Raw genomic sequence first — 11,826 nt, forward strand, 5'->3', positions numbered from 1 at the left:
AATCCGAAATAATTTCTTTATAATAGAAATTAAGTCAATAACCCTTCCAAGGTGGTTCATAAAAATTTTACTCAGTCTCTTTTCGGATTTTGAAGGCAGTTTTCAAAGATTTGCTGCAAAGAAACATTGTTTTCATCACTCCTGGATTTTTTGTCTCTATCTGATGTGCGGACTAATGTGAGACTTAAAGCAAACATAAGGATCCTATTGGTGCTGCTTTGAAGCTCAAAAGCAACAATCAATTAGAAAAGATCCTATTGAAAGAAGAAGGTGGTATTTATCACTGTCCAGAAACGGAATTTTTTCATCATGTGGTTTGCCAACTTATTTGTAGCGGCGAGCGCAACGATGATTTTACCGTTTTTATCTTTGTATATTGAAACATTTGACCATTATTCAACAGATTTTGTGCAGCGATGGTCTGGTTATGTGTTTGGTGTAACCTTCCTAGTGGCATTCATTGCTTCTCCTTTTTGGGGCAGGTTTGGAGATCGGCACGGATATAAAAAAATATTAATGATAACAGGAACTGGTATCGCGACCTCTATTCTGCTTATGGGGTTTGTTCAATCTGTTTATCAACTATTTTTTACTTAGAATGATGATGGGAGCTGTAACTGGATTTATTCCTACCTCGCTCGCCTTAATTTCTGCTCAAACACCAAAGGAGACAGCTGGCAAAACGCTCGGAACCCTGCAGATGGGTACTGTATCTGGTGGATTATTCGGTCCGCTGATCGGAGGATTTTTCGCTGATAGTTATGGCTTTACCTATACATTTTTCATTACATCAAGCGTTATTTTTCTAGCTGTGTTTCTTGTAGCTGTTGGGATAAAAGAAACGCCAATTCAGCAAAAAAAAGAAAAGAAAACCACATATACCAGAAAGCAAGTTTTTCAATTTGTGTTAAAAAAACCAATGCTCTTAACAATGATGGGTTTAACACTGCTCATTCAAGTTGGAAATTTTAGTATCCAGCCATTGCTTGCTTTGTATGTTAGTGAGCTTCACGGACCTAGCAACCTCGCCTTTTATGCCGGCTTAGCTTTTTCAGCTACAGGACTTGGGAATTTGCTTGCTGCTCGTAACTGGGGGAAGCTTGGGGATAGTATTGGGTATGAAAAAGTATTGATGATTTTATTACTGCTTGCAGCCGTCTTTTTTGTCCCGCAAGGCTTTGCAGAACAACTTTGGCAGCTTGTGCTTTGCCGATTCTTATTCGGTATCGCCCTTGGAGGAATTATACCTTGTATAACTGCCTATATCCGGCAGGCGTCTCCAGTTTCTATTCAAGGTGAAGTTCTTGGCTATAATGTCAGCTTTCGTTTTCTAGGAAATGTTCTCGGTCCTGTTCTAGGAGGAGTAATCTCCAGCCACTTTGGAATTTCATCCGTTTTCTATGTGACAGCAGCTATATTTTTTATTTGTGCTGTTTGGCTGTGGAAATTTAATAATACTGAAGAAAACGAAATTGCAAAAGTTAGTTAGAGATCAAGGAGTTTGACGGGAAAAACGGAACCTCAAATGATTATAAAGATTTATGGTTTATTGGCTTGAATGAATAAGATACGACAGCCGTTTGGGTTGGAAAGGAAAAAGGCAGCACTGTCCAATCCCTAATTGAAGCAGCCACCCCACTTGAAAATTTGGAAGGACATCGTGAAATAGACTAAAATACTTTAAGCAGGAGTAACTTTAGCAAGGAGAGATTTCGAAATGGCAGACACTGAAAAACCGATTGTGCTATTTGATGGAGTTTGTCAATTTTGTAATGGCGCCGTTCAATTTCTAATCAATCATGATCCTAAAGGAAACATTCGGTTTGCGGCATTACAATCGAATGCAGGACAGGATTTATTGAAAAAATTCAACCTTCCAACAAACGATTTACAGACATTTATCCTTGTGTCTAATAAAACTTACTACACGAGATCAACTGCTGCTTTAAAAACTCTCAAATACTTAGATGGTTTTTATAAGCACCTTGTTTTTTTCCTCCTTATCCCAAAGCCGCTAAGAGATATGATCTATAAAATAATAGCTAAAAATCGTTACAAATGGTTTGGGATGAAAGATGAATGTATGATCCCAACACCCGATATTCGAAAAAGGTTTTTAGATTAAAGGATAGAACCTATAGCAAGCTTTTTTCAGCTTCGTTATAGGTTCATTTTTCCTTCGGTGATAAGCACTCGGGCGAGCCGGCATGAAGGTTGTTCTTTAACTTTCTTGACAGATTGACTTGTGACCCCCAGCCGATGGCGCTCGGTGCTGGACAAAGATACCACTCTTTATTACGTTATTTAATTAACTTTCATAACTGACAAAAAAGGACAACTCGATCATTTAGAGTTGTCCTTTTTCCTATCTTGCAATTACCCTTACATATTCCCTCGGCTTAAATTTTTCCATCGTCTTTTCTTCTTCGAATAAAACATTGATTGTCGAATTTTGTTCAGCCGTATTCTGGATCAGATAGTCATTAGCACCGACTGGATCTATATACGTCCTTTTTGTTATCTCGTTTGTCATCCAAGCAGCGCCAAACATACATGAAAAAATGCTGCAGGCGGTGATAACCTTATATTTGAGCATCAAATCACCTCACCATTTAGCATTAACCTTTAGATTTGAAATATACAAATGTAAAAAAATTTGTTATGATATTTCATGTTCATATGAACCTGAAAATGATATTTTTTCACTATTCTTTCATTTCATATGTTAGATTGATATGGAGAAGGCTAAAAGGGAAAACATGCGTGTGGAGGTAATTTAAGTTATAATTTTCTTAAATTCTAAAATCGACAAAATCCGGCAGCCATTTAAAAAACACTCGTTCTAGAAACGAAAAGCTTATAATCTTGTTAAACCTAAGACAAGCCTACCCGAGCTGCTAGAAGCAGACCGGCTAAGCCGTCGCGTCCATTTTGCCTGCAAGCATTAGACTGTCATGCCCGCCTAAGCTGGATGCAGATAACATCCTTTTACAGGTTAAACTTTAACTTAAAATATTTTTGGCCAACCCAAAAAAGTAAGGAGGTCTTTTATGACGTTATTGCATATCGCCATTATTTCTCCATTCTTAATGGCTTTTTTAGTCCCATTTTTCTACAAATACATACGAAATATTCATACAGGCTGGTTTGTCCTTATTCTTCCTGTATTCCTATTTATTTATTTAACGCAATTTATTGAAATGACAATGAATGGAGATACGGTTATTTCTGTGGCAAGATGGATTCCTTCATTAGGGATCGACTTTACAGCGTACATAGATGGCTTAGGGTTATTATTTGCTCTGTTGATTACCGGTATTGGCGCTTTAGTCGTATTGTATTCTATTTATTATCTTTCTAAAGATAAAGAGCAGCTAAACACATTTTATGTGTACTTATTAATGTTTATGGGAGCCATGCTCGGTGTTGTCTTATCAGATAATATGATCGTTTTGTATACATTTTGGGAATTCACGAGTCTTTCTTCCTTTTTATTGATAGGCTACTGGTACAACCGTGAAAAATCACGGTACGGAGCCCAAAAATCAATGCTGATTACGGTTTTTGGCGGTCTGGCTATGCTTGGAGGCTTTGTTCTTCTCTACTTGATGACCGGAACCTTTAGTATTCGGGAAACAATTGAACATGTACCGTTTATTATTGAAAGCAGCTTGTTTATCCCAGCACTCCTGCTGATATTATTAGGGGCATTTACAAAATCTGCACAATTTCCTTTTTATATTTGGTTACCAGATGCAATGGAAGCTCCTACCCCTGTCAGCGCTTACTTGCATTCGGCCACAATGGTTAAAGCAGGAATTTATTTAGTAGCCCGCTTTAGTCCAGTTTTTGCGATAACAGCTGAATGGTTCTGGATTGTCTCTCTTTTCGGGATCTTTACATTATTTTGGGGTTCCTTTAATGCAGTTAAACAAACTGACTTAAAAGCAATCCTTGCATTCTCAACAGTCAGTCAGCTTGGGATGATCATGGCGATGCTTGGAGTCGGTGCAGCTGCTCTTCATTTTGAAGATTATGAGTACTATACAGTTGCTACGGCAGCTGCTATATTCCATCTGATAAACCATGCTACGTTTAAAGGCAGTTTATTTATGGTTGCAGGTATTGTTGACCACGAAACTGGAACGAGAGATATTCGCAAGCTCGGAGGGTTAATGAGCTTTATGCCGATTACGTTTTCAATAGCCATAATTGGTACCTTTGCAATGGCAGGGCTTCCGCCATTCAACGGCTTTTTAAGTAAAGAAATGTTCTTTTCTGCAATGATTCGTGTAACTGAAATGGATCTTTTCAATACAGATACGTGGGGGATGCTTTTGCCTGTTTTAGCGTGGGTTGGCAGTATCTTCACCTTCATCTATAGTATGGTATTAGTTTTCAAAACATTTACCGGGAAATATAAGCCTGAAAAATTGGAAAAGAAGCCACATGAAGCTCCAATCGGAATGTTAATATCGCCAATTATTTTGGCTTCATTGGCCGTTGTTATTTTCTTCTTTCCAAACATTATCGCTCAAAGCTTAATTGAACCGGCAATGGCCTCTATTCTCCCAAGCCTATTAAGTGAAGGAGAACACTTCCATGCCCACATTTCTTACTGGCATGGCTGGAACTTAGAATTATTTATGACAATTGGGGTTATTGTATTAGGTACACTTGGTTATTTTACGCTTACTAAATGGTCGGGAATTTACGAACTTCAGCCTAAGAAGCTGACCTTAAATCGTGTATATGATTGCTCGTTAATAGGTTTAGACAGAGGCTCCTATCAATTAACACGTTTTTATATGACTGGATATATACGTGATTACTTAATATATATCTTTGCTTTTCTTATTGCTATTGTTGGAACTACAATGGCCATTAATAACGCTTTTGTCTTTAATACGGATCATTTAGCGCAGATAGGAATTTATGAGGTTATTATAGCTTTAGTGATGGTCATTGCAACTGTGACTACTCTCCTATCGAAATCTAGGCTTACTGCCATAATTGCTTTAGGAACTGTAGGTTATTCTTTATCTTTATTCTTTGTTTTATTTAGAGCGCCAGATCTTGCACTGACCCAGCTAGTTATTGAAACAATCTCAGTCGCACTATTCTTGCTTTGTTTTTACCATTTGCCTGAACTAAAGAATAAAGAGAAAAAGCTTAGATTTAGATTAGCAAATTTAATAATCTCCTTAGGAGTTGGGACCATTGTTACATTAATTGCTATTTCAGCTAACAGCCAGCGGGTCTCAGATACAATTGCGAGCTTCTTCATTGAAAACACATACAAGCTGGGCGGCGGGAAAAACATGGTCAATGTCATTCTCGTTGACTTCCGCGGTTTTGATACAATGTTCGAAATTACAGTTCTAGGAATCGCTGCCCTTGGTATATACGGAATGATTAAGCTTCAGACTGCAAAGGAGGAAAAAAATTGAAGAAGACAAATATCAAAACAAATGATGTAATTCTCCAAACCGTGACAAAAATAGTATTGTTTATTATTGTCCTATTCTCCATCTACCTTTTCTTTGCAGGTCATAATACTCCTGGTGGAGGATTTGTAGGCGGACTTATGGCATCGGGTGCAATTGTGTTACTGCTGTTAGCATTTGATGTGAAAACTGTACTAAATATATTGCCAATCAATTATATAAACCTCGCGGGGGTTGGTTTATTTATTGCGGTAGGATTCGGAGCAGGCTCGTTTCTAGTTGGCGAACCTTTTCTTTCTCATGCATTTGATTACTTTGAGCTGCCGCTATTAGGAAAAACAGAGCTTACAACAGCAACAATTTTTGACTTAGGTGTATATTTAGTTGTCATAGGCGTGACCATGACCATTATCCAAACGATTGGAGAGACGGAATAATGGAATTGTTAATGTCCATTGTAGTCGGCATTCTTTTTACTGCTGCTACCTATTTGATGCTTTCTAGGAGTTTATTGCGAATTATTATCGGGACAGGATTACTAAGCCACGGTGCTCATTTGTTAATTTTGACGATGGGCGGCCTGAAGCAAGGAGCATCTCCATTATTGGGAGAAGAAGCTTCATTATATGTTGATCCCTTACCCCAAGCACTTATTTTAACTGCAATTGTTATCAGCTTTGGTGTTACATCTTTCTTCTTAGTTCTTGCCTACCGATCCTATCAAGAGCTCGGAACAGATGATATGGATCAACTAAGGGGACATGATCAGAATGAATAACTTTATCATATTACCAATTTTAATACCTTTACTTACAGGAATCTTGTTGATTTTTTTCAATAAAAGGTTTGCCGTTCAAAAAGCCATTAGCCTTCTTGCCGCTGCATCATCGGTTGTTATCGCGCTATGTCTTGTTCAAATGGTTTATACGGAAGGCATTCAAAGCTTGTACCTTGGCGGCTGGGAACCCCCATTTGGAATTATTTTAGTTGCTGATCAATTTGCAAGTTTACTCGTTTTAACTACTTCCATTATCGGTTTAGCAGCGGTTCTCTATTCTTTCCGTACAATTGATAGAGAACGTGAAAGATTTTACTATTTTTCTGCTGTTCAATTTTTAATAACTGGTGTTACAGGTGCTTTTTTAACAGGAGATATTTTTAACCTTTTTGTATTCTTTGAAGTGATGCTAATGTCTTCATATGTTTTAATTGTACTTGGAAGTACAAAGATTCAGTTAAGAGAATCCATAAAATATCTTTTGGTTAATGTTATCTCATCAGCGCTGTTTGTTATAACAGTAGCTTATCTTTATGCATTGACTGGTACTTTAAACATGGCGGATTTGAGTGTTGTAATCAGCGAAAATGGACAAACAGGTATTATAACAGTTGTCGCCATTATGTTTTTAGTTGTATTTGGATTAAAAGGAGCCATTTTCCCTATGTATTTTTGGCTTCCAGGTTCTTATTATGCCCCACCATCTGCTGTCACTGCATTATTTGGTGCTCTTCTGACAAAAGTAGGAGTATACTCGATTACTCGGGTGTTTACATTGATTTTTTATCACGATACCGGCTTCACTCATCAGGTTTTAGCATGGCTTTCCGCCTTTACCATTATTTTTGGGGTAATCGGGGCCATTGCATACTCGGATATTAAAAAGATTATCATTTATAATATCCTTACAGCAGTAGGGGTCATCCTTTTTGGAATTGCTGCGAATACCTCTTCTTCTGTTTTGGGTTCAGTATATTATTTAGTACACGACATGATTATAAAATGTGCTCTCTTTTTCCTAGTGGGTGCCATTGCAATAATTACAGGAACAAATGATTTAAGAAAAATGGGGGGACTCATTAAAAATCACCCGTTCTTAGGATGGTTGTTTTTCGTTTCAGCCATATCCTTAGCAGGAATTCCACCTTTAAGCGGATTTATCGGAAAGCTGAAAATAGTGGAGGGCGGCTTTGAGGCCGGGGAGTATGCAATCTCCATGGTTGTTTTATTATCCAGTTTGCTTGTTTTATATTCTGTTTTGAAAATTTTCATCAATGGTTTTTGGGGCGAGCAAGTCATGACTACAGAACAAGAAAAAGGCAATACAAAAGGGATGTTACTGCCTATTGGTCTTATGGCAGGTTTATCTGTTGCATTTGGATTTGGAATAGAGCTTGTGTCTCCATACTTCACGCAGGCAGCTGAAGCTCTTCTTAATCCAGAAATCTATATCCAAGCCGTATTAAAGGAGTAGATAACATGGCATTTCAAATCTTATTAAACTTTTTTCTTGCTTTTGTCTGGATGTTTCTTCAGGCAGACTATAGTGGAATTACATTTATCATTGGCTATGTGCTTGGAATAGGAGTTCTATTTGTACTCAGAAGATTTTTTCATCGGCGGTTTTATATAAACAATGTGATTGCCATCATTAAACTGTTTCTGATATTTTGCAGGGAATTAATAACGGCCAACATTGCTGTGCTGAAAGTTGTTTTATCCCCTAAGCTTCATAACAGACCAGGAATTTTTGCATTTGAAACAACGTTAGAAAAGGATTGGGAAATTACGATTCTTTCAAATTTAATCACGTTGACGCCAGGTACTCTTGTTTTAGATGTATCGATGGATAACAAAATATTATACGTTCATGCCATGGATATTGCCGATAGCGAAGAATCGAAGCGGGAAATAAGAGATTCATTTGAAAAGGCAATAAAGGAGGTGAGCCGTTAATGTTTGAAATAATTATGCTAATTTCTCTTTTGCTGATTGCTATCTCCAGCTTAATGTATATTTACAGGGTTATTAAAGGGCCTTCTACTCCTGATCGTGTCATTGCCCTTGATGCAATCGGAATCAACTTAATTGGAATAACGGCTGTCATCTCTGTAGTTTTAAATACAGATGCTTTCCTGGAGGTTATTCTTTTATTAGGAATCTTGACCTTTATAGGAACCGTGGCATTCTCTAAATTCCTGGAGAAAGGAGAAATCATCGAAAATGATCGTGATCAGTAAATTCATTATTGGGTATCTCGTTCTCCAAGGAGCTTTATTAAGTTTAATAGCCGCATTCGGTGTTTTGCGGCTTCCTGATGCGTACACAAGAAATCATGCTGCTTCTAAAAGTGCAACCCTTGGAGTTATCAGTATTCTGTTAGGAGTCTTTCTTTACTTCTTAATCATCGAAGGACAAACGAACTCCCGCATCATTCTTGGAATTATCTTTGTCTTTTTGACTTCTCCAGTTGCAGGCCACTTAATCAGCCGTGCTGCTTATAACAAAGGGGTTCCGCTTTGGAAGGGCAGTGTTCAAGATGACTTGAAACATCATCGGGAAAAAACAAACCAGAAAGCAAAAGGATGAGATAGAATCTCATCCTTTTTGCTAATATACGGAAATGAATAGGAGAAAGGCATCATTAAGAGAAAATTCAAAAACAGCGCCTCATTCGTTTACTCTTTCATAGACTCTCATCCCCTGCCACCATCAAATAACGTGATGGTTTAAAGTATTTAAAACAAATATCCTGAACTTTTCGTAAAAAAATTATTAAGGAAAAGTATTTTTTTATTACAAGCATATTAATTTTTCAAATAATATCATCATATACATTAATAAATATAGTAAAATTGTAGTGATTAAATCGACCTCTCAAAAGGAGGAAATATGATATGGAAAATAGAATTGCTAGAGTTGTCGACCATTTCATGAATCATCCTGATGAGCTAGTCGCAGTGCTGCTATCCAGATCCGAATTGCTTTATTTAAATAAAGTGGAAAAAGCAGCTTTCAAAAGAATATTTAGTATGAAACAAGCAGACTTGCTCAAAGGAGGTGAAAAAAATGAATGAAATCATCAAATACTTAGCAGAGAACCAAGAAGAAGCAATTTCAGTACTTACAGGCAAAGCATCATTATTAGGTGTCGATGCCGAACAAATGCTGGAAATAATCCGTTTCTTCTCAAATGATCAAGTAAACATGGTTGCACATTATTGGCAGTAATCAAAAAAAGGAGGATGGTCTCATCTATGTCATATCGTTTTAATAAGATCTATGTCCTCCTGCTTCTTTTAAGCCTTGTTCTCTCAACTTATTTTGTATATCAAATTGCTAAATCCCCGTATATTGGTGCTTTAACTACTATAAAAGATGGACAAGTAATCATAACAGAAGTTGAACCAAATACTTGGAGTAAAGAAGTTGGAATCGAAAAAGGGGATATAGTATTAAAGATCGATGATAGTGATCCCCTATCAAAATATACTGTGACTCATTTGGAAAGTGTAGAACAAATTAAAAACTTAACTATTAAGAAAGAAACAGGAGAGATTATTAAATATGAAGTTGATTTTTTATTGGACAATCAATTTGTCTTTCAGGTTATTATCCCATTAATAGTTTATTTTTTAAGTGTTTATTGCAGCATTTTTATATACAAAAGCAATCGGGATTCTAATAAAAAATCAGCAATATTTTTAATTTTATTCTTACTCACAATTAGTTTGGCATATTTAAGTGCCGGAGGGTCTGCAAGAGGGGATGTCTTTTCTCGCTATTTAAATCTTGCCTTTTTCCTCTTAACTCCAATATTGTACTTACATTTTATTTATTTTTATTTTAAAGAGATGTCTAACGTATGGTTTGGAAAAAAGTTTCTTTGGATTTCTTATTCTATTATAATAATCAATGTTTTAGTAGAAATATTAATTCCTTTCGGACCGTTTTTATCAATAAGAAGACCTTTAAACCTTTTTAGTTTTTTATTTTTATCTTTACTCGTTCTATCAGTGATGACAGTCGGGCACAAAAAAGTTTCCTATCGCACTCAAAAATATATAATAAGAGTTCTAATAATATCAAATTTGTTAGCTTTTTTACCGGCATTATTATTTTATGTTATTCCTTACGCATTTTTTGGAATTCAGATTTTTTCTCCAGTGATTTTAGCATCTTTCTTAATTATTATTCCGTTTTCATTAGTTTATCAGTTTCTAGCAACAAAAATATATGATATTGAGTTTATCGTGGGGCGGGTAAGGTACTATGCTTTGTTAGCAATTGTACCTGCAATTATCGCAACATTGATTACCTTGACTCTAAAAACGGGCGATCCCTTAATATATACAACTAGAATTTTTATTATAATTTACGTAATTTTTCTTAGTACTTTTTATTTAAAAGAAGTATTCGATTTTAGATTTAAGCTTGTCCGAATTTCTGAAAAGTATAATTATCAGCACAGTATTTTTAAGTATACTCAGAAATTGCGCATAGCTAATAGTATTGATCAAGTTATTTTGGAGTTAAAAAGCGTTATTTTAGAAATGATGCTTGTTACTGAAGCTAAACTTTTCATCTTAGACCGAAATCAAAACATCGTCTACATTTCCGAAGACGCTGTAAACAATTCAATCTATGATCGGTATGAAAAACATATAAAAGAAGCAACAATGGAAATTGCAAAAGTTGTCCAGTTTGATAAAGGGTTTGCTTTAAATATCGGTGAAACCCAAAGTAAACATTACTTATTAGTCTGTACATCAAAAATAAATACACCAAAGCTCACTAGGGACGAGATTTCTTGTTTAAAAGCATTGGCTTATTATACAAATGTTACGCTGGAAAACTTCCTTAAGCTTGAAGAAATGATGGAGCGGGTTGAGATTTATCAATCAGAAGGCAATAACCCTACTTGGTTAAGCCGGGTGATGTATTCGATCGAGGAAAAGCAAAGGTCTAATCTTGCAAAAGACCTGCATGATTCAGTTTTACAGGATTTAATTTCTTTAAAAAGACAACTAGAAGTCGCTGCAATTGAAATGGAGTCCTCACCAGATAAATCAATAAATTATATGAAGGACGTTCAAGATAATTTAATTAAAGTCATCGCAACGACACGAGAAACGTGTAATGAATTGCGGCCGCAAATTCTTTATGATCTTGGTCTTGATAAGGCATTAGAAAAACTAATCGGTCAGTATAAGGATCTCACAAGTATAAATATCAAGTTAAATATCGGGAATCTTAGTCTTCCTACTGACATTGAGATTCAGCTTAACCTATATAGAATCTCCCAGGAGCTGTTGAATAATGCTGTCAAACACTCGCAAGCTGAACATATTCTTCTCATGCTAGTCAGCATAAAGGATCGGATCGTTCTTCATTATGAGGATGATGGTGTTGGAACTGACGAAAAGAGTATATTTAATAAGCATGAAAGCATGGGTCTATCTGGAATAAGAGAAAGAGTGAAACTATTAAACGGTAATATGGATGTGTATGAGTAAAATGTTTGTGGGAGGAAACGTACCTCTTCAGGATGACATGGATCGGTAGAGCCATGTCATCCTGAAGAGGCAAACAAGCGGAAGC

General features: G+C 36.3%; 12 protein-coding genes and 1 pseudogene. 12 read left to right on the plus strand and 1 reads right to left on the minus strand.

Annotation, left to right across the window (positions count from 1 at the left end; all coding sequences use genetic code 11):
- The first annotated feature begins 309 nt into the window (after positions 1 to 309).
- Positions 310 to 1,489, plus strand: a pseudogene (locus tag IC621_RS20495) (MFS transporter).
- Between the two features lie 228 nt (positions 1,490 to 1,717).
- Entirely contained in the window at positions 1,718 to 2,125 is a 408-nt protein-coding gene (locus IC621_RS20500) for a thiol-disulfide oxidoreductase DCC family protein (protein WP_191160923.1), read from the plus strand.
- A gap of 240 nt (positions 2,126 to 2,365) precedes the next feature.
- Here the strand turns inward: IC621_RS20500 and IC621_RS20505 are convergent, their stop codons facing one another.
- Positions 2,366 to 2,596 (minus strand): hypothetical protein, encoded by a 231-nt coding sequence (locus IC621_RS20505; RefSeq protein WP_191160925.1) that lies wholly within the window; start codon positions 2,594 to 2,596, stop codon positions 2,366 to 2,368.
- A gap of 454 nt (positions 2,597 to 3,050) precedes the next feature.
- Between IC621_RS20505 and IC621_RS20510 the strand changes: the two genes are divergently transcribed.
- From IC621_RS20510 to IC621_RS20555, 10 genes are all read left to right on the plus strand, one after another.
- Positions 3,051 to 5,450, plus strand: a complete 2,400-nt coding sequence (locus IC621_RS20510) for a Na+/H+ antiporter subunit A (RefSeq protein ID WP_191160927.1) — start codon at positions 3,051 to 3,053, stop codon at positions 5,448 to 5,450.
- An 11-nt stretch (positions 5,451 to 5,461) separates the two neighbouring features.
- Complete coding sequence (locus tag IC621_RS20515; RefSeq protein WP_191160949.1) at positions 5,462 to 5,884, plus strand: Na(+)/H(+) antiporter subunit B; 423 nt, start codon at positions 5,462 to 5,464, stop codon at positions 5,882 to 5,884.
- Complete coding sequence (locus IC621_RS20520) at positions 5,884 to 6,225, plus strand: Na(+)/H(+) antiporter subunit C (RefSeq protein ID WP_191160929.1); 342 nt, start codon at positions 5,884 to 5,886, stop codon at positions 6,223 to 6,225. Before IC621_RS20515 ends, IC621_RS20520 begins: the two co-directional genes overlap by 1 nt.
- Positions 6,218 to 7,699: a Na+/H+ antiporter subunit D gene (locus IC621_RS20525; RefSeq protein ID WP_191160931.1), complete on the plus strand. Its 1,482-nt coding sequence runs from the start codon at positions 6,218 to 6,220 to the stop codon at positions 7,697 to 7,699. The genes IC621_RS20520 and IC621_RS20525 overlap by 8 nt, the downstream gene beginning before the upstream one ends.
- 5 nt (positions 7,700 to 7,704) lie before the next feature.
- The gene (locus tag IC621_RS20530; RefSeq protein ID WP_191160933.1) at positions 7,705 to 8,181 is read left to right on the plus strand and encodes a Na+/H+ antiporter subunit E; all 477 of its coding nucleotides are present in this window, start codon (positions 7,705 to 7,707) and stop codon (positions 8,179 to 8,181) included.
- The gene (locus IC621_RS20535; protein WP_191160935.1) at positions 8,181 to 8,465 is read left to right on the plus strand and encodes a Na(+)/H(+) antiporter subunit F1; all 285 of its coding nucleotides are present in this window, start codon (positions 8,181 to 8,183) and stop codon (positions 8,463 to 8,465) included. Before IC621_RS20530 ends, IC621_RS20535 begins: the two co-directional genes overlap by 1 nt.
- Positions 8,449 to 8,814: a monovalent cation/H(+) antiporter subunit G gene (gene mnhG, locus IC621_RS20540; protein ID WP_191160937.1), complete on the plus strand. Its 366-nt coding sequence runs from the start codon at positions 8,449 to 8,451 to the stop codon at positions 8,812 to 8,814. Before IC621_RS20535 ends, mnhG begins: the two co-directional genes overlap by 17 nt.
- A gap of 308 nt (positions 8,815 to 9,122) precedes the next feature.
- Complete coding sequence (locus IC621_RS20545; protein WP_191160939.1) at positions 9,123 to 9,302, plus strand: hypothetical protein; 180 nt, start codon at positions 9,123 to 9,125, stop codon at positions 9,300 to 9,302.
- A complete protein-coding gene (locus IC621_RS20550; protein WP_191160940.1) occupies positions 9,295 to 9,456 on the plus strand; it encodes a competence pheromone ComX in 162 nt (53 codons plus the stop codon). Before IC621_RS20545 ends, IC621_RS20550 begins: the two co-directional genes overlap by 8 nt.
- 26 nt (positions 9,457 to 9,482) lie before the next feature.
- Entirely contained in the window at positions 9,483 to 11,741 is a 2,259-nt protein-coding gene (locus IC621_RS20555) for a histidine kinase (RefSeq protein ID WP_191160942.1), read from the plus strand.
- Positions 11,742 to 11,826: the final 85 nt, after the last annotated feature.

Origin of the sequence: Metabacillus arenae (genome assembly GCF_014773385.1) — a bacterium.
Taxonomy (GTDB): domain Bacteria; phylum Bacillota; class Bacilli; order Bacillales; family Bacillaceae; genus Metabacillus_D; species Metabacillus_D arenae.